At 36.2% G+C, this 18932-nt stretch carries 20 protein-coding genes; 15 read left to right on the top strand and 5 right to left on the bottom strand.

All coding sequences use genetic code 11. The features are described from left to right. The first annotated feature begins 412 nt into the window (after window positions 1–412). The 3 genes from BQ6100_RS12145 to BQ6100_RS12135 are packed head-to-tail and all read left to right on the top strand — an operon-like array spanning window position 413 to window position 3371. Complete coding sequence (locus tag BQ6100_RS12145) at window positions 413–1345, top strand: MBL fold metallo-hydrolase (RefSeq protein ID WP_075981867.1); 933 nt, start codon at window positions 413–415, stop codon at window positions 1343–1345. Window positions 1346–1394: 49 nt separating this feature from the next. Further along, window positions 1395–2351, top strand: a complete 957-nt coding sequence (locus tag BQ6100_RS12140; protein ID WP_075981866.1) for a phosphotransferase family protein — start codon at window positions 1395–1397, stop codon at window positions 2349–2351. Between the two features lie 18 nt (window positions 2352–2369). After that, a complete protein-coding gene (locus tag BQ6100_RS12135; RefSeq protein ID WP_075981865.1) occupies window positions 2370–3371 on the top strand; it encodes a glycosyltransferase in 1002 nt (333 codons plus the stop codon). Window positions 3372–3449: 78 nt separating this feature from the next. On the opposite strand, the gene BQ6100_RS12130 is transcribed toward BQ6100_RS12135, so the two are convergent. After that, on the bottom strand, window positions 3450–4439 hold the full coding sequence (locus tag BQ6100_RS12130; protein WP_075981864.1) for an NADPH:quinone oxidoreductase family protein: 990 nt from the start codon (window positions 4437–4439) through the stop codon (window positions 3450–3452). Between the two features lie 397 nt (window positions 4440–4836). Here BQ6100_RS12130 and BQ6100_RS12125 point away from each other — a divergent pair, with 397 nt between their 5' ends. Further along, window positions 4837–5406 carry a hypothetical protein gene (locus tag BQ6100_RS12125; RefSeq protein WP_075981863.1) on the top strand — a complete coding sequence of 190 codons (570 nt, stop codon included), beginning with the start codon at window positions 4837–4839 and terminating at the stop codon, window positions 5404–5406. Between the two features lie 210 nt (window positions 5407–5616). After that, a complete protein-coding gene (locus BQ6100_RS12120) occupies window positions 5617–6765 on the top strand; it encodes an acyl-CoA dehydrogenase family protein (RefSeq protein WP_075981862.1) in 1149 nt (382 codons plus the stop codon). A gap of 213 nt (window positions 6766–6978) precedes the next feature. On the opposite strand, the gene BQ6100_RS12115 is transcribed toward BQ6100_RS12120, so the two are convergent. Next, window positions 6979–7197: a hypothetical protein gene (locus BQ6100_RS12115; RefSeq protein ID WP_075981861.1), complete on the bottom strand. Its 219-nt coding sequence runs from the start codon at window positions 7195–7197 to the stop codon at window positions 6979–6981. A 407-nt stretch (window positions 7198–7604) separates the two neighbouring features. Between BQ6100_RS12115 and BQ6100_RS12110 the strand changes: the two genes are divergently transcribed. From BQ6100_RS12110 to BQ6100_RS12100, 3 genes are all read left to right on the top strand, one after another. After that, on the top strand, window positions 7605–8021 hold the full coding sequence (locus tag BQ6100_RS12110; protein ID WP_315970034.1) for a VWA-like domain-containing protein: 417 nt from the start codon (window positions 7605–7607) through the stop codon (window positions 8019–8021). 115 nt (window positions 8022–8136) lie between these two features. Then, window positions 8137–8877, top strand: a complete 741-nt coding sequence (locus BQ6100_RS12105) for a DsbA family oxidoreductase (RefSeq protein ID WP_075981859.1) — start codon at window positions 8137–8139, stop codon at window positions 8875–8877. A gap of 127 nt (window positions 8878–9004) precedes the next feature. Then, the gene (locus BQ6100_RS12100; RefSeq protein WP_075981858.1) at window positions 9005–11218 is read left to right on the top strand and encodes an EAL domain-containing protein; all 2214 of its coding nucleotides are present in this window, start codon (window positions 9005–9007) and stop codon (window positions 11216–11218) included. Window positions 11219–11295: 77 nt separating this feature from the next. Here BQ6100_RS12100 and BQ6100_RS12095 read toward each other — a convergent pair whose 3' ends face one another. After that, a complete protein-coding gene (locus BQ6100_RS12095) occupies window positions 11296–12090 on the bottom strand; it encodes an arylamine N-acetyltransferase family protein (RefSeq protein ID WP_075981857.1) in 795 nt (264 codons plus the stop codon). A gap of 274 nt (window positions 12091–12364) precedes the next feature. Between BQ6100_RS12095 and BQ6100_RS12090 the strand changes: the two genes are divergently transcribed. After that, window positions 12365–13729: an MATE family efflux transporter gene (locus BQ6100_RS12090; RefSeq protein WP_075981856.1), complete on the top strand. Its 1365-nt coding sequence runs from the start codon at window positions 12365–12367 to the stop codon at window positions 13727–13729. A 39-nt stretch (window positions 13730–13768) separates the two neighbouring features. Here BQ6100_RS12090 and BQ6100_RS12085 read toward each other — a convergent pair whose 3' ends face one another. Then, window positions 13769–14011, bottom strand: coding sequence for a hypothetical protein (locus BQ6100_RS12085; protein WP_075981855.1), 243 nt, complete (start codon window positions 14009–14011; stop codon window positions 13769–13771). Between the two features lie 137 nt (window positions 14012–14148). On the opposite strand from BQ6100_RS12085, the gene BQ6100_RS12080 reads away from it, so the two are divergent. From BQ6100_RS12080 to BQ6100_RS12065, 4 genes are all read left to right on the top strand, one after another. Next, on the top strand, window positions 14149–14664 hold the full coding sequence (locus tag BQ6100_RS12080) for a YbaK/EbsC family protein (protein WP_075981854.1): 516 nt from the start codon (window positions 14149–14151) through the stop codon (window positions 14662–14664). Between the two features lie 52 nt (window positions 14665–14716). Then, window positions 14717–15409: a hypothetical protein gene (locus tag BQ6100_RS12075; RefSeq protein WP_075981853.1), complete on the top strand. Its 693-nt coding sequence runs from the start codon at window positions 14717–14719 to the stop codon at window positions 15407–15409. A gap of 68 nt (window positions 15410–15477) precedes the next feature. Then, complete coding sequence (locus BQ6100_RS12070) at window positions 15478–16146, top strand: NAD-dependent epimerase/dehydratase family protein (protein ID WP_075981852.1); 669 nt, start codon at window positions 15478–15480, stop codon at window positions 16144–16146. A 123-nt stretch (window positions 16147–16269) separates the two neighbouring features. Next, window positions 16270–16530, top strand: coding sequence for a hypothetical protein (locus BQ6100_RS12065; RefSeq protein WP_075981851.1), 261 nt, complete (start codon window positions 16270–16272; stop codon window positions 16528–16530). A 52-nt stretch (window positions 16531–16582) separates the two neighbouring features. Here BQ6100_RS12065 and BQ6100_RS12060 read toward each other — a convergent pair whose 3' ends face one another. Then, window positions 16583–17011: a MarR family winged helix-turn-helix transcriptional regulator gene (locus BQ6100_RS12060; RefSeq protein WP_075981850.1), complete on the bottom strand. Its 429-nt coding sequence runs from the start codon at window positions 17009–17011 to the stop codon at window positions 16583–16585. Window positions 17012–17269: 258 nt separating this feature from the next. Between BQ6100_RS12060 and BQ6100_RS12055 the strand changes: the two genes are divergently transcribed. Together BQ6100_RS12055 and BQ6100_RS12050 are read left to right on the top strand one after the other, a co-directional pair. Next, on the top strand, window positions 17270–18031 hold the full coding sequence (locus BQ6100_RS12055; RefSeq protein WP_075981849.1) for a DeoR/GlpR family DNA-binding transcription regulator: 762 nt from the start codon (window positions 17270–17272) through the stop codon (window positions 18029–18031). An 18-nt stretch (window positions 18032–18049) separates the two neighbouring features. Beyond that, a complete protein-coding gene (locus tag BQ6100_RS12050) occupies window positions 18050–18925 on the top strand; it encodes a Cof-type HAD-IIB family hydrolase (RefSeq protein ID WP_235816521.1) in 876 nt (291 codons plus the stop codon). The last annotated feature ends 7 nt before the right edge of the window (window positions 18926–18932 follow it).

The following is an 18932-nucleotide window of genomic DNA, read 5'->3' as shown; positions in this document are numbered from 1 at the left end:
GATATAGGTCTTTTGCATTCTTCGAGCGGTTGGGTGTATGCAAATTCCATAAAAATAATGGAGAGTACTTAGGATATATTCGGGTTACCGGTCTAGAATCGCGTATCGCGGAAAAATAAGCAAAATCGCGGATATATCGAAAAAATCGCGGATATATCGAAAAAATCGCGGATATATCGAAAAAATCGAGGATAAACACATAAATACCAGTAAAGAATATGTTCCATTCTATTAAGAGCTGACACTCACATCGAGGTCAGCTCTTATGTTTCAAAAAAACAGAGTAACAAGACCTATTTTTTTTATTCCACTCTAAAATTTGGTATTGTTTATATATCAGAAATCATTAATTGTTAAGATTGAGTTTTCTGCATCCCAAGCAGCGTATACCTCTACTAAGGAGAAATATCAAATGAAGCGAACAAGGTATAGAAATTATGATAACATACAAAACACGAAAACATTCTCAGATATGCGACGCTGGTCAAAAGAGAGAAAGTCAAAGAAAAAGGATTTATCTGTTCAAATAGCTCAAGCGGAGCATAAGCAAATCAATAGGCTGCGTAATAATCGAAAGGACTTTTCCATTACTTGGATCGGTCATTCAACCTTTCTTATTCAAATGGAAGGATTGAATATATTAACGGACCCTGTTTGGGCAAAATGGATGGGTGTTCAAACAAGACAAACTCCACCTGGAATTCCAATCCATGAGCTACCAGTAATTGATATTGTCGTTATTTCACATGGCCATTATGATCACCTCGATTTTGGGTCTATTCGAAAATTAAAGGGTTCACCAACCTTTTATGTTCCGATTGGGTTAAAATCAGCTTTTACAAGAAGAGGTTATCGAAAAGTAATCGAGGCTAACTGGTGGGATCATTTTTCTCATGAAAAACTTATTCTTTCCTTTGTTCCTGCACAGCATTGGACAAAAAGATCCTTATTAGATACGAATACCTCCCATTGGGGTGGGTGGATCATCGAAGATCTAGATAAAGAAAAGTCTGTATATTTTGTTGGAGATACAGGATATTTTAGAGGCTTTAAGGAAATAGCAGAGAGGTTTACCGTTAATATTGTATTAATGCCAATAGGTGCATACGAGCCGGAATGGTTCATGGCCACCTCTCATATTAATCCAGAGGATGCGATCAAGGCCTTTTTGGAATTGAAAGGAAAAACCTTTATTCCAATGCATTATGGGGCATATAGACTTGCAGATGATACAGGCCCAGAAGCCTTGAACCGTTTTCTAGAAGAATGGAACAGACTTCAGTTAAGTGTAGAACAACGAAAGGTTCTTGCGATTGGTGAGACCTATTGGATTACAGGGGAATGAATGGGTCACTACCAACCCCAACAAAAATCTGTAGGGGAGGAATCAACTTTTGCTTTCTTCACTAGTCTTACAAAATGGTTTATTAGATGATCAAAAAATATGGAAAAAAGAAACCATCTATCAAGGAACGAATGGGAAATCTGTGGAGAGATTTTATCTCTCGCCCAAAAAGAGTTATATTTTTAAACCATTAACGAATGAAACTCAAATAGGAAAGGAAGCATGGATACAGGAGAATATATTAATTGATTTTCCGGATATTTATCCTAAGATTCTTGCCAAATCGCAAAACGAAGACCCATCACGAAGCTGGTTAATATTAGAGGATATTGGAAGCTTGCAGCATGTGTTCAACGAAGAGTCAGTTCGAGCTGTAATAAAATGGATGGCGTGGTGGCATCAATATCCGACAGAAGGTCTAGTTAGTTTCCCGCTTATGGGTCATAAGCCTTCAATAAATACGATTATTGCAGAAATTCAGTTGAAAAAGGAAAAAGTATTCAAGCTGACACGGAGCTTAGCTATTCAGCACAACCTAATCGAAAAAATCTATGAAAACCTTCAAATGAACCTGTTTTCTAATCAACTCGTTCTTTCCCATGGTGATTTACACCTCGGAAATTATGGATTAGTAGAAAATCAGATATATATTCTCGATTGGGAGCATGCCCATTTAAACTTGCCTTTTTGGGACTTGTATCACATGTTAGACCTTGCTCATCCAGATTTTCCAAGAACAATGTCTCATGATGCACGAAATTATTTTTTGGATTATTATCTAAAAATAAGGAACGACTCTGGTAGTCATCTGGATGTTCATTCTTTTAAAAGAAATTACCATCTTTTTTCTAGTGCCTTTTCCATCTGGATGTTACTTCTAATTCAAAATGACCTAGAAAAAAATGAAGGAAAATGGACTGTAGAACAGCTTCAAAGGGAATTATCTGAAACAATCATTACCATTATACAGTGTGGGGAAGAATTACAACGATTAACAAATGGATAGGAATTGTAGGGGGTAATTATGAAAAAGGTTGGTTTAGTTATGAGGAAGATCCAATTTAGTGAAGCACAAGGACCGAGAGTGTTTGCTGATCGGTTAAAGGCTATAGGAGCTGAATTAGGGGTTGAGATTGTTTTTATCTCACCTGAGCGTCATGTTAGTTCCTATGATTGGATTTCTGGTTATGAGCATGAAAAAGGGGATCTTGTCAATTATGATATCGTTCTTGATCAAATCTATAATCAAAAGATTGAACACATCATTTATACTGTATCAGGTTTCACCTTTTTAAATATGTTTTTCAAAAATAGTGTTCTTTTTCCCCACAGCTTTCCAGATCCAGCTTTAACAGGCTACGAAATGATGAAGCCATTTTATAGCATCGTAAACAAGGCCATTGTCCAAACGGAGTTTTTAAAAAGGGAGATGGAACGGAATTTTGGTGTGGAGGATGTAACGGTCATCCCAATCGGCTTCAATGAACAACTTGCATTAAAGTATTTTGATCCCAATCAAGTTGTGGACAATCGCATCCTCTGGATTGGAAGAGATGAAGAAAATAGACGTCCAGATTTAGTTCTAGAGTATGCTAGACAAAACCCTGATAAAGAGATTTTTATGGTTTTCGGGGGAGAACGGTATCGTGAGAGTATGAAAAAATATGAGATTCCATTTAATATAAAGCTGCATTTTGCCTTATCTCAGAATGAGGTTTTTGAATTGATGAATACAGCAAAGGTGTATTGGAGCTGTTCAAAATTCGATACCTTTGCCATGCCACTAACCGAAGCATTAGCTATGGGAAAAATCGTAGTGAAGCCAGAGCATCCTTGCTATGACCATATTAGTTCAAAGCATTCCTTCTCTGGGAATGAAAATAATTGGTTTGAGTTAGTAAATATGGCAGCTGCAACTCCAAAAAGGGTGTCAGAAGAAAATAGAGCCTACGCCTTTGAAGCCTTTTCAAGCAAGGTAATGAAGGAAGGCTATCAAAAATTCTTTGACAAATGGCTGAGTAGCTAGAATATTCATGTAAAAATGAGGATGTCTCATTTGGTGTATGGCACCATAGAGACATCCTCTGCTATTAGAGTGGTCTGATTATAGTCTTACAATTGTTCTTCCACGAGCTTGACCCTTAAGAAGGGTTGGGAGTACTTCAGGTAACTGTTCCAGGGTAATTTCTTGTTGAATGAGCTTTTCAAGATGATCAGGCTTATAGTCGGTTGCAAGTCTGTCCCAAATGTTTAAACGCTTATCCATCGGACAATAAACAGAGTCAATTCCAAGTAAATTAACCCCTCTAAGAATAAATGGAAAGACAGATGTTGGTAAATTGGTACCTGCTGTTAATCCACTGGCTGCAACTGAACCTCCGTACTGAATTTGGCTAAGTAAGGAAGCGAGCGGCTCACCTCCAACCGGGTCAACAGCTGCAGCCCATTTTTGCTTTCCAAGAGCTCTGATTTTCCCGTCATATACTTCCTCTCTGGAAATAACTGAAGCTGCACCAAGATTCTTTAAGTACTCATGTTCAGTTTCTTTTCCTGTACTAGCTTCTACTTGAAATCCCAGATTGGATAGGATAGATACAGCAAAGCTACCTACTCCTCCAGTTGCCCCAGTGACAAGTACCCGACCTATATCAGGAGTAACTTGATTATCCTCAAGGGCTTGAACCGACATGGCCGCTGTAAAACCAGCAGTTCCAATAACCATCGCTTCCTTCAATGTTAGTCCTTTAGGAAGAGGTACGACCCAATTAGCTGGGATGCGAGCATACTCACTATAGCCCCCAAAATGGGAAACACCAATTTCATAGCTGGTAGCAAGCACCTCATCCCCCTCTTTGAAACGTGGATCACTAGAAGAGACCACAACTCCCGATAAATCAATCCCCGGAATAAAAGGATATGTACGGACAATATTTCCATTTGGAATGGCGGCAAGACTATCCTTATAATTCACACCAGAATAGTGAACACGAATGAAAACCTCTCCATCAGGTAAGTCATCAATTGTTTTATGTTGAACCTCAACTTTAAATTCATCCTCAAGTTTATTAACTACAAGTGCAGCAAAATTTGTCATAAATATTTCTCCTTTCTAAAAAAAATCCCATATATCTGATTATACAAGAAGTGGAAATTGATTTGTGTAAAAATGAATATTTATGGAATTTTATAAATTTTTATCAATCTATTAAAATATATTCCATTGTTAAGTCCTATCAATCATAGTATTATACAGGTGAAAAAGATGATTGTAACCGATATTGATATAATTCCCGTCATAAGTTAAAATATGCCTTTCACTATTTCAATGATCCTTAGGTTGCATCAATTCTAAGACTTAGGTCTTAAGTGAAAATAAAACTCTGGATTGTTTATCCTTTTTTTTTATCCCTGTATGATGAGATTGAGGATAAAAGTTGAAGTAATTACTTTCAGACGAAAATAGAAACATGTTTTAGTAGGAGGATATTTGGATGAAACGGAAAGTATATATTTTACTCACTGACACGGGGACAATATTTACTAGAATGATTAAATTATATACAAAGAAACCTTTGAATCATGCTTCCATTGCATTTGATGAACAGTTACAAGAAGTATATAGCTTCGGAAGGAAAAAACAGAGAAACCCATTTATTGGCGGCTTTGTTAGAGAAAACACTAGAAAAGGTTTATTTGAGAAGGCAAAATGTGCGATCTATTGCTGTTCCCTCACAGATCAGCAATTTCAGGAAATAAATAGAATTATCGATGAAATGGACAAACATAAGCATCATTATCGTTATAACCTTATTGGGTTAGTAGCGGTTATGCTAAATATGGAATTTGAGCGTAAAAACGCCTACTTCTGTTCCCAATTTGTCGCATCTGTTCTTGAAGAAAGTGGTATCAGACTAGTCAAAAACAAGCCTTTATCTCTAGTGACACCTAATGATATAAAGGAGTCACCACAATTAGAACTTGTATATGAAGGTTCTCTATCCTCCTATCTAGGGAAAGAGCAACCAAGTTATCGGAATCACTTACGTGTAAAAGCGGTATGAAAAGTGGCTGCCCCTAAAAGAATGGCTTTTAGGTCAGCCACTTTTTTCTATTTTCGATATTTTTCTAAGTTGTGATTGCCGCCTTCCACTTCAAACCTATGCTAAAAATGAAAACACGTTAAATCAATGATTGAACAAAATCCTTCTTTCACTGATAATAATATTAATAAAATAATAATCGGTTAAAAAGAAATCATAAGGTGTGATTAAATGAATTTTCAGGATACAGCTACAATGGCAGAACGCTTAGCAATCATGAAGGTCTTGTCAACGAATTTTTTTGAAAGAGCAGCAAAAATAGATGAAGAGAAAGGCTTCCCATTCGAAAATATGATGGAGCTGATTGATTCTGGATATACCGCTTTAACCGTACCGAAGAAGTATGGCGGTAAGGAAATCTCACTATTAGAGTTTGTGCAGCTTCAAGAGCAAATCGCAATAGGAGATGGGGCCACGGCCTTATCAATCGGTTGGCATTTAGGGATCATAAAAAACTTAGGAGAAAAACAACCTTGGGAAGAGACCTTATTTCATTGGTTTTGTGAAGAGGTTAAAAAAGGAGCATTAACAAATAGTGCAGCTTCTGAGCGGGCAACTGGGAGTCCAACTAGGGGAGGGAGACCACAAACAACTGCGGAAAAAAGAGGAGATAGATGGGTCATTAATGGACGTAAGGTCTTTACAACTATGGCACCTATTTTAGATTATTTTCTTGTTAGTGCTTCCATTAAAGATAGCGAAACCTGTGGTAGCTTTTTAATTCCGCGTGATACCAGGGGATTAGAAATCGAAGAAACTTGGGACAGTATTGCGATGACCGGAACGGGGAGTCATGATTTAGTATTAAAAGATGTTGAAATAGAGCTCAAATATCTTGTAGAAACCATTCAACCAGGAAACATGCAGGCAAGTGGATGGCTTCTGCATATTCCTGCCTGTTATTTAGGTATCGCACAGGCTGCACAAAATTACAGTATTCAGTTTGCCAAGAGGTATTCTCCAAATAGCATCAAAGGGTTCATAATCGATTTGCCAAATGTACAGCAAAAGATTGGAGAAATGGAAAAGGAGCTTCTTGTATCGCGCTCATTCCTTTACTCGGTTGCCAGGCAGTGGGATGAGTCGTCAGAAGCGGAAAGACAACTGATGAGTCCACAATTAGGGGCTGTTAAAATGGTTGTTACAAATAATGCCATTAAAGTTGTAGATCTCGCTATGAGAACAGTAGGTGCTAGTAGCCTTTCTCAGAGAAGTCCACTTCAACGCTATTACCGTGATGTTAGAGCAGGTCTTCATAATCCACCTATGGATGATATGACCATAATCCAGCTTGCAAAGGACGCAATTGAGAAAGTATAGGAATCTTTTTTCCATATAGAAGATTAAGTGGAGGGTCTATTCTATGGAATGGCTCTCTTCTTTTTTATGAGTAAGAAAAATAAATCGCGAGTATCCTGAGATATCGCGAAATAATTAATATGAGAGGATTAGATAAAATATAGAAAATATCTCATCTATCACAATTTTTAAAGAACTGAAAGATAAGCAACTATAGATAAGCAACTATATTAATTATATCTTATCCTTTGGAGAGTCTTGGGTCATCTTTTCTAGCTCGAGTCTCATCTTTTCAGTTTCAATAAGATAGTTTTCTTGTTTTAGCTTCTCCAGCTCTAATTGATCCTTAATGATTTGATGTTTGAGTTTAGACTGTGCTTGAAGATGATCAGTTATTATAGCAATAATTGGAATGGAGAATATCATAATCACTGCAACAAGCCATGTTGACATAAAGTCCACCTCGATATTTAATAATTTAACTTGGTAGTCCTTAGTTAAATAATATCAAATGTATGAAATAATTTATATAAATAGGTGGATGAAAAATTCGATTTCTCTTTTGACAATCGACCAATCGTACAATGTAAATTGGTAATTATTAATATTTAATTTCGAATATATTTTGAATTTCATTCAGAACTAATTTATACAAGTAGTAGTTCTTTCAAAAGTTGCTAATACCAATCAAATTTTTTTATTAAATGAAGAGAATAATTAAGTACAGGAAATGGAAAATCAACGTTTATGCAATGGTAATAAATAATCTTTACAAATTTCCCTCCTCAGAAGACTTTCTTACATGAACAAAAGGTCATATGGAGCATAATAACTTTTGTGACTTAAAAGTTAGGGGGATGATGAGGTTGAAATGGCATAAAAATCTTTTAAAGATGGTTCAGGAAAGAAAAGGGAAGAAAATCGCTCTTGCAGTGGATACTTCAACTAATGAAACAAATATAAATTTAATCGCTGACATTGTGAAATTTTTTAAAGAATTGAGTCCGAGCACGATATTAATTGAAGCTGATTTCAAAATAAGATCTGTAACCCCGATTACGGAATCCAAGCAACTTAAATATTACACTCATGGAAAGTCATCCTATACTCTAGTTTTGGAATGGGGAGAAGAGGAAGAAATTGATTCCCTCTTTTATATTACGGACTTAACAGGCTTTATACATGATGAATTACAGATTGACTATGAGGTATGTTGGTTAGTTCCAACAGAATTCGTTCCGAAGGCGCCCTTTGGTAAAGTGATGAAGATTGCCTAAGACGTAACCTATCCATACACTAAACTCATTTATACAATTTCGCGAGCATTTGATCAAGGTTTTTGTTTCTGTGTATGGTATCATGGGGTTAATGCTCTTAAAGAGGTGATTTGAATTGAAAATTGAAGTTTGGTCCGATTTTGTATGTCCGTTTTGTTATATTGGGAAGCGCCGGTTAGAATTGGCCCTTTCCCAGTTTCCTCATAAAGAATCTGTTGAGATTGAATTTAAAAGCTTTGAACTGGATCCGTACTCCCCTAAGTATAGTGGGAAATCCATTCATGAGGCATTAGCAGAAAAATATCGTATGAGTATTGAACAAGCGAAAGAGGCCAATGAAAATATTGGGCGTCAAGCTGCAAGTGTTGGTCTAACCTTTAACTTTGAAACAATGAAGCCAACCAATACCTTTGATGCTCATCGTTTAGCAAAGCTTGCCAAGGAAAAAGGAAAAGAAAAAGAAGTGACGGAAAAATTATTATTTGGATATTTTACACAATCCGTTAATCTTGGCGATCATAAAGTCTTGGCAGATATTGCTGAATCAGCTGGCATGAATCGTGAGGAGGTCATTGCAACATTAGAGGATGAAATAGCCTATGCAAATGATGTTCGAATTGATGAATCCATTGCCCAACAATATCAAATCACAGGCGTACCATTTTTTATCATTAACCAAAAATACGCAATTTCAGGAGCACAGCCAACTGAAACCTTTGCAAATGCCCTACAAAAGGTGTGGGAGGAAGAAAATCCTAAGCCGATTTTTGAAGATTTGTCCGGAGCTGGAGCAGAGGGTACCATTTGTGATGCGGATGGGAATTGTGTCATACCTAATCAAAAAGAACAAGAATAGAATGAACTTTGATTGAGAGCTAGCCAAAATAGCTCTCTTTTTTGTGGAAATAGCGGGCCTCAAGACATTTTTACCAATACATTAGGGCATAATCACTATATCCAAAAGTTTATTAAGGAGTTCAAAGATGTCATTTGAATTACAAAATTCATTTCTACTAATCCTCGCTACAATAATCGGAATTATTTCTACCATAAGCTCAATCCTTTTAACGAAAAAACTTTCAATACCTAGTACCATAGTGGAAAAAGAGAGTGTTGAGCGTCTTTATCATTTAGTTTCGAAAGAAAACCTGTTAAGAAAGAAATTAGAGGAGAGCCAGCAGCGTTATCAGTCTTTATTTACTCATAATCCAAATGGTGTTTATTCTTTAGACAAAGAAGGAAGATTAACGAGCGTCAATCATGCTTTATTCGAAATGTTAGGTTACTCAAAAGCAGACCTTTCAAAGATGACATTTCACGATGTGATTGATGAGGATTATAAGGAAGTTACAAATCAATATTTTCAAAGGGCTTTCAGAGGGGAGCCCCAATTTTACGAAATTGTTTTAGTAAATAAAAGCAGAAAAAGGCTCCACGTCAAAATAACAAATGTCCCAATTGAGTTAGGCGATAAAGTAATCGGAGTGTACGGGATAGCTACGGATGTAACAAAAGAAAAAGAAGCAACACGATTACTTGAGGAAAAGGAGGAAAAATATCGTTCCTTATTTGAACATAATTTAGATTCTGTCCTTGAGTTGGATGAGCGAGGAAACTTTATCGATGCAAATATTAAGGCGAAGAGTGTTACTGGATTCACAAAGGATGAGCTAAGAGCTAAATCCTTCCTTTCTCTTGTTGCTGATGATTTAGAAAAGGTAATTGAAAGATCTGAAGAAGTGTTTGGAGGAAAAGCCATTCGGGTTGAACAAAAAATAATAAATAAGTATGGAGCTCCTATTTTTATGGATATTAGCACCATCCCAATAAAAATACGTGGCGAATTAAAGGGCTCCTTTTTGATTGCAAGAGATATAACTGAAAAAAAGCGTCATCAAAGAAGAATTAGGGATTTAGCCTATACGGATCAACTAACAGGTGTCCCTAACCGCCACTGGTTCTATAAGGAATTGAAATCCTTAATTGAAAAATCAGGTGATAAGAATCAGAACTTTGCGGTACTAACAATTGATTTTGATGATTTTAAAGCGATTAATGATACTTTAGGACATAATGCAGGTGATTTCTTTTTAAAACTTGTGACCAGTCGAATGAGAGAGTCCCTTCGAATGAATGATAAAATAGCAAGGATTGGTGGGGATGAATTTATCATCATTTTAGAAAATGTAACTAAGGAGGAAACTCGTTATATTGCTGAACACATTTTAGAAAAAATGAACCAGCCAATTATTCTTCATGACCATGAGATTACGGTAACCCTAAGTATTGGAATTAGTTTATTCACGTCCAAATGTGCTAGTGATATTGAAACAATTATTAAACAAGCAGATTTAGCCTTGTATTCTGCAAAAGAAAAAGGGAAAAACAATTATCAATTTTTTTCAGAAGAGTTGGATGAAAAGATATCTAGAATACATCAATTAAGGTATGCTCTTCAAAAGGCTCTCGATCAGGATGAATTTAGTTTGGTTTATCAGCCCAAAATAGCCATTCAAACTGGGAAGCTTGTTGGCTTTGAAGCTCTTCTTCGGTGGAAAACAGACTTTGGAAACGTTTCTCCAGTTGAATTCATTCCCATTGCAGAGGAAATGGGTTTGATCATACCAATAGGAGAATGGGTGATTAGAGAGGCATGTCGCCAAATGAAAAAATGGGAATCTATAGGTTTGTCAAATGTGATCATCTGCGTCAATGCATCGGGTAGACAATTTAAAGAAGCAGATTTTGCATTAAATGTGAAGAAGATTATTGAAGAGGAAGGAATTAATCCAAATTATTTTGAAATTGAGATTACAGAAAGCGTCATGTTACATATTAAAGACGCTGCAGTTATCATTAATGAATTGAAGAAACTAGGGGTAAAAATTGCTATCGATGATTTTGGTGCAGGCTATTCCTCCTTAAATGTCGTAAGAGAAGTGGAAATAGACTCTCTTAAGATTGATAAATCCCTTTTAGAAAATGTGATGAGAAATCAGCGAATGAAATCTATCCTAGCTGCCATTATAAGTGTGGGGAAAAGTATTAATGCTCAAGTCGTGATTGAAGGAATTGAAACACAAATTGAAAAGGATTATTTAACACGGTTTGATGTGATTGGACAAGGTTATTTTTTTAGCCACCCACTTCCACCTGAAGAGATTGAAAAGACTTGGAAAGAAAAATGGCTGAAATAAAGTCGTAGATGTCCGTTACTATGAATTGAATGGTAATAATAAAAGCGAGGGTGCCATCTAACCTCGCTTTTATCAGGCTAATCCCTTTCAAGAAGTCCATATTGAAAATACTGACTCACTAAGTTATTAAAATCATTTCGATGAATTTCCTTTTTCTCCATTTTTCCATCGTGCCAATGTGTAATAGAGGTATCAGTTAAGGTAATGTTGCCTCCTTTTGTCAGGCGAGTTACTAAGGGGTTTTTATTAAAAGGAGAATGTGGATGGTCGTGGATTATTTGTTGGACCTCATTCACTTCTTGTAAATCATTTAAGGGACGGCTAGCTTGGAAGGCATATCCTATCTTCCAGTCTGTATCTTTATGCCTCAATTTCATCTCTAAAACGTGGTCTCCATACTCGCTTTCTACCTTTTTAATTCGAAATTCTCCATTAAAAGAATTGACGATCTCCCCATTTAATGGAACAGGCTTCAGAGGAAGATTCCCACCAAATCCAGTATCAACAATATATTCGTTATCTTGATGATTTAAGAGAATGGTTATGTGAGTTCTCCCGGAAACTGGATAGCTATTCGTTGAATGATTGTAGACAATTCCTCGGATGAGGGATACATCAAACCCATTTTCTTGCAAAAAGTAATAAAGCATTGTATTTAATTCATAGCAAAGTCCACCTTGGTTCTTATAAAAAAGCTTATCGATCAGATTCCTTTTATTGATTTCCCTTTTTTCATTCTCAAAGATACATAGGTTCTCAAATGGGATGGAGAGGGCGGTTTTTTCCAGTATCGTATTAAGCATTTCAAAAATAATCTCTTCATTTTCTGGAAAATCAATTCTTCTTCGAAACAGAGTATTTACTCTTTCCAACTAGTCATCCTCCTTTTTTCGTGGTACTATTACTAATTTGATGGGTTTAACGAATGAATACTGGGTTGATTTCTATAATTGCTCCTGTCAATTCATTCTAAAAAAATTACATATTGTTATTTTAGTTTACCAAAGTGTAAAAAGTATAGCCGGAATTTTTTGTTATAATGAAAAAATCAAATATTATTATAAGGGCAAAATAAGCTTCATCTATTATAACCTTTTTTAAAAAATACCAATTCTTACAATATCAAATATTCAAGGAGCCGTCATCATGAATCAGACCTTTACGTTAAAAGAAAGAATTAATCAGATCATTATTTTGTTACTTCCGATTTTAGTTACGCAGCTTGGGATGTTTTCAATGGTCTTTTTTAATACAATCATGTCGGGTAAATATAATTCTGCTGACCTGGCAGGAGTGGCCATAGGGGCATCGATTTGGAATCCCGTTTTTACTGGTTTAAGTGGCATACTTTTGGCCGTATCTCCGATTGTGGCTCAACGATATGGAGAAAGAAAGAAGAGAGAAGTGACTATTGCTGTTACTCATGGAATTTTATTAGCAATCTTGATAGCTATTCTAGTTATTGCTTGTGGGGCCATATTTTTGAATTCTATTTTGGGGTATATGAACCTTGATGTGAGAGTTGAAGAAACAGCACATGAGTATTTAGTAGGACTTGGTTTTGGGATTATTCCTTTATTTATTTTTAATGTATTAAGATCCTTTATTTACGGGTTAGGTAAAACGCGTGTTGTCATGGTCATTTTACTTTTATCGTTACCTATTAATCTATTTTTAAATTATGTATTGATTTTTGGAAAACTTGGGTTCCCTGAATTAGGTGGGGGAGGAGCTGGATTTGCTACTTCTGTAACCTATTGGGTTATTACTGGAATGATTGTGTACGTTATTCATAAGCAGAAGCCATTTTCTAAATATCAAGTATTTGCTAACTTAAGGAGATTTTCTTTCGAACCATGTAAGGAAATTTTGAAAATAGGCGTTCCTATGGGTCTTTCCGCATTTTTTGAGACGAGTATGTTTGCTGTTGTCACGCTATTGATAAGTAAATATAGTGTAGAAACAATAGCTTCTTATCAATCTGCCCTGAATATTGTTTCGTTTCTTTATATGATTCCTCTCAGTGTTTCCATGGCGCAGACGGTTCTCGTTGGATATGAAGTGGGGGCAGGACGCTATCGAGATGCGAAATCTTATAGCTGGCTTGGAGTTTATCTTTCGGTTTTTATTGCTCTTTTTGCTGGTGGATTTATCGTTTTGTTCCGTCATGAGGTGGCAAGCTTTTATTCAAATGAGGCTGCCGTTATAAATTTAACTGCGCATTTTTTAATTTATGCTTTGTTTTTCCATATATCTGATGCAATTCAGGTTACAGCTCAGGCTGCTTTAAGAGGGTATAAAGATGTGAATATCGCTTTTGTCATGACTTTATTTGCCTATTGGATTATTTGCCTTCCAGTAGGATACCTCCTTTCACATTACCTCGATTTAGGGGCAAGGGGTTACTGGATTGGACTAACTATAGGATTACTTGCCGCGGGGATAGGCTTATCATTAAGGCTGATTTATATTCAGCGCGTAAAGTTTGTGGCTAGAGAGGTTCGGGTATAGGTGCCAGGCACCATCCATTTTTTGGATGGTGCCTGGCACCTAGGATGAGGTATGCTGATTCATCCAGTCCAAGGAAACCATGGATACCTCTGACCATTCTGGAATTTGTCCACTATGCTTTTCCACCCAACTCATACAGAATTGTGGATCTATATTATTTTCAAAGCATTCCTGTAAGAATGACTGAATAGTTGACTGCGTACAGTTTTCCCAGGAACCGCATGTATTTTGAAAAGCCTTTTCCACTTTTTCTTGTAAGGAAATTTCATTTTCATTCGTCATGCTTACTTCCTCCGTTCATTTGTAGATATCCTCACATCCTTAAGTATGTCCAATGAACATAGTTTCAAAGATTTTTTGTTTTTTCAGAAAACTATGGTATCATACTACATAAAACCGATTGGGAAAGGATGTAAAAGATGTCGTTAGAAAGTGTTAAAAACCATTTTAAGAAATGGAACAGAGAAAATGATGTGATGGAATTTGAATCATCAAGCGCAACGGTTGATCAAGCCGCTGCAACTATTGGGGTTATTCCTCATCGAATTGCTAAAACACTCTCATTTAGAGGAGAGATTGACCAAGCGATTTTAGTTGTGGCTGCAGGAGATGCAAAAATAGATAATAAAAAATTCCGTCAAACCTTTGGTTTTAAGGCCAGAATGCTGTCACCAGATGAGGTTCTTGAGCAAACTGGACATGCAATCGGTGGGGTTTGTCCGTTTGGATTAAAGAATGAACTGGCTGTTTATTTGGATGTTTCTTTAAAAAGATTTGATACGGTTTATCCAGCATGTGGTAGTACAAATTCCGCCATTAAATTGACCATTGAAGAATTATTTCAATATTCTTCTGCCATTGAATGGGTGGATGTTTGCAAAGGTTGGGAGGAATCGGATATAGGTGAATTAGCCCACCTTCAGAACAACAAATAGAACCTCTTTCCTAGCGAATATGGTACAATACACCATATCGGGGGGTGAGAGATTGAAAAAGGGTTCTAATAATCATCTGTACGTAATAGGCTATTGGAGTTCAATCCTATTTACTCTAACAGGGATATTGTACGGGATTAGCATGGGAATTTTAATTAGTAATTATATGATTCCGAAATATGATCACTTGGAGCAGTTTATCAGTCTGGTTGATGGGAATTTTATTGACCTTTATACTTTTAGTCAATTATTCGCTTTTATCTCAACCATTTTTTACATGGTGATGTTAAGCAGCATTCACGAAAGTGTAGAAACAAATCAGAAAATCTATAGCAGATTAAGTAACATTTTTGGAATTGGATTTATGATTTTAGCTTGCTTAAACTATTTTGTGCAATTTAGTATTGTGAGATTAAAATTAAATGCTGGAGTAACTAGTGATTTAGAGAATTTTGTACAGTTTAATCCATTGTCATTTTCCTTTGCTATGAATATCTTAGCTTGGAGCTTGTTCTTAGGCCTATCTACTTTTTTTCTTGGAATGATCTATAAGGGAAAGGGACTCAATTTCGCGATAAGAGTTTCGTTCTACATAACTAGTGTTTTTTGCTTCATTGGTTTTATTTCGTTTATCTTGGATATCCAATCATTAATGACTGTTTTCCAAATGGGGATGACATTTGGTCTTACGGTAGGAGCCATTTTTTTAGCAATTGCATTCAGAAGGCGTATAAAGAGAATTTAACATGAGGTGACAGGCACCATCCAATATTTGGATGGTGCCTGGCGCCTTTATGAAAGGAAGTATTAATTATGAATGGAAAAACAGCATTGATTGCGGGTTCAACTGGATTGATTGGAAAAGAGTTGCTTCAGCTCCTTTTAAATGGTTCAGAATACAAACAGGTAATAGCTATTGTCAGAAGAACTACTCATATGACGCACCCAAGGCTTAAAGAAGTAGAGGTGGATTTTAATCAGCTTGAACTCTTTGCGGATTATTTTGCTGTGGATGACGTATTCTGCTGTTTAGGAACTACGATAAAAAAAGCAAAAACAAAAGAAGCAATGTACAAGGTCGATGTTGAATATCCCTTACATATGGCGAAATTGGCTTATGAAAAAGAAGCGAAGCATTTTCTAATCGTTAGCTCTATGAATGCAAATCCAAATTCCTCTTTATGGTACCCTAAAATGAAAGGGAAACTAGAGCAAAAATTGTCAAAGATCCCACTCGAGTCTATATCAATCATAAGACCATCTCTTTTATTAGGAAAAAGAGACGAATTTAGATTGGGTGAACAATTAGCAGGGGTCGCCTTTGGAGGAATATCATTTCTTTTTCAGGGACCACTTAGAAAATTTCGAGCCATTAAAGGTCTTACGGTTGCTAAAGCGATGTATCAAATTGCCCAAAATTCACAAAAAGGGAAAAGTATTTTTCCTTCAGAACAATTAGAGAGCATAGGTGCCCAGTTATAAAGAGGGATAATGGAAATTGGGAACTTGCTTGGCCAAAAACAATTTCTATAAATAGGTAAGAATCTAAACCTCCTTGAATTTGAGACATACACTATTGTGAAATCATTCAAGGAGGCGAAGGGAATGGAAAGACAATATCCAAGTTACGGCGGCTTTCAACATGGACAGGGAGGATATTTTCCAGGTCAAGGCTACCACCATGGACATGGAGGATTCTATCCAGGTCAAGGCTATCACCACGGACATGGGGGATATTTTCCAGGTCATGGTTATCACCACGGACATGGAGGATATTTTCCAGGACAAGGCTATCATCATGGACACAGTAGTTTTTATCCAGGTCAAGGCTATCACCACGGACATAGCGGTGGATACAGGAAATAATTGGAAGGTGCCTGGCACCTTCCAGGCACCTCAAAATTACATAAGAAGTAGGTTATCCGATTCCTTCCAGATTACGAATCGCCATTGAAATCAACTTCATTAAAGTCTCCTTTTGTTCTGAAGAGAACCCATTCAATGTAGCCTCATTAACCCATTTTGCTTGGGGAATGAGTTGTTCCTCTAAGCTTTTCCCTTTTTCAGTTAAAAAGATCCGGTGAATGCGTTTATCGGCCTTATCTGTTCTCTTGAATACTAACCCGGAGCGGGACATTCTTTGGATAAGACCTGTAACTGTAGCTTTTTCCAAACGTAACCTTTGCTGAATCTCTACCTGTGAGAGGCCTTCCTTTTTCCACAACAAGGCTAATACTGCCCACTGGGACGATGTTACCTCATAACTACTTAAACGATGCTCAAGTTCGACTTGCATCATATGAGCCAATTTATTGATTAAAAATCCGGGACTTTGACTTAATTCCATAAAAAATGCTCCTATCATCACCATTAGGTTCGCATGCAAACTTATAATAATACCAATATATGGTCGAATTTTCCTACTGTCAATCAAATTTTAAGAAAAAAGCAAAAAAAATCTAATTAAACAACATAAACATGTTGAAAACCATTCGAATAATCATTATAATTACTTACATAAACTTAAAAGTAATTGGAATTACTTAAAAATAGGTGCCAGGCACCATCCAGGAAATGGTATTTGGCATCCGGATGGGTGAGATTGTTGTATCAAGAGGAAAGGTTACTAGCCATATTAGAGTATTTAAAGGAGAGTCAAAGAATATCTGTTGAACAGATTTGTTCGCTTCTAAATGTATCACGAGATACAGCTAGAAGAGACCTTGTTAAGCTTGAAGAAAATAAAGCTATAGTACGTACACGTGGAGGAGCAATTCTTCCACAAAGTAAAATAGAAATAAAGAACTACACCAACCGTCTTAAATTCGTTTCAAATGAAAAGAAAATTATAGGGAAAAAAGCTGCTTCTTTAATTTCTGAGGGCGATCGGGTCATTTTGGATGCCTCAACTACAGTCCAAGCCTGTGCGGAACAAATCAAAAACATGGATTGTACTGTTCTGACAAATTCTATTAATCAGGCTGAAGTATTATCCGCTAATCCTCAGGTGAATATTCATCTTTTAGGTGGGATTTTAGAAAAGGAGCATCGTTTTCTATATGGTTCAACCGTTGTGGAAACTCTTTCCCAGTACAATGTAGATAAAGCCTTTATAGGGGTTGTTGGCATTTCTGAAAAAGGATTAACCATTGCCCATGAAGAGGACGGGGTAGTTAAAAGAAAAATAATACAACAAGCCAAACAAGTATTTGTTCTAGCTGATCATACAAAGTTTGAAAATACAGGCTACTTTCGTTTTGCTGGCCTTTCTGAGATAGATATCTTAATAACAGATAGAGAACCTTCAAATGAATTCATGGACCTGTTGATAAAATACAATGTTGAGTTAATAGTAGCTAACACCTGAGATTAGGAGATGAATCATGTGGTAAAACTAATTGCTGTAGATTTAGACGGTACATTATTGAATGAAGATAAAAAGATTAGCAAAAGGAATTTAGATGCAATTAAAAATGCACAAGCACAAGGAATTGAAATAGTTGTTGCAACAGGTCGGGCTCATTTTGATGTTGAAGCTATATTAAAAGATACCGATTTCAAAACTTGGATTATTAGTGCAAATGGAGCTACGATACATCAACCTAATGGAGAGTTGTATCATTCTGTTTCAATCAACCATCAAGAGGCGATTGATATTTTGGAATGGCTTGAAACAGAAAATTACTATTATGAAGTATCTAGTAATGAATTCATATATTCTCCAAAGAATGGACCTCAGCAATTAGCCTTTGAGATGGAGCAAGTTCACCAGGCTAATCCAGAAATCAGTTTAGTAGAGATGGAGAATGCTGCACAAATGCAATATAGTCAAACAGGATTTTCCTTCATTGAATCTCACAAAGAACTTTTAGGTGAAAGTATTGACATTTTCAATATTCTTGCGTACTCTTTTGATAAAGAGAAGTTATCTAAAGGTTTGGAAAAATTCAAACAATACAATAGTTTATCTGCTGTAAAATCTCATATTAATAATTTTGAAATACAACATCGGAATGTTTCAAAGGGGAAAGCATTAAAATTGCTTGCCAAGAAGCTAAACATAGATCTCATACATACCGCTGCAATTGGTGACAGCGAAAATGATTTATCTATGTTTAAAATTGTGGGAAGAAGCGCTGCGATGGGGAATGCTCATCAAGAAATAAAAAATTGCTGCGATGAGGTAACCCTTTCTAATAAGGAAGATGGGGTTTCGCACTTTATCAATTCGTTAACTAAGAAAATCAAATTTGTTTGTTAACAATTGC

Origin of the sequence: Bacillus massilinigeriensis, from assembly GCF_900117315.1 — a bacterium.
In the GTDB taxonomy this organism is placed as follows: domain Bacteria; phylum Bacillota; class Bacilli; order Bacillales; family Cytobacillaceae; genus Bacillus_BE; species Bacillus_BE massilionigeriensis.
The sequence above is the reverse complement of the archived record's forward strand: the minus strand, read 5'-3'. Positions and strand labels throughout refer to the sequence as shown.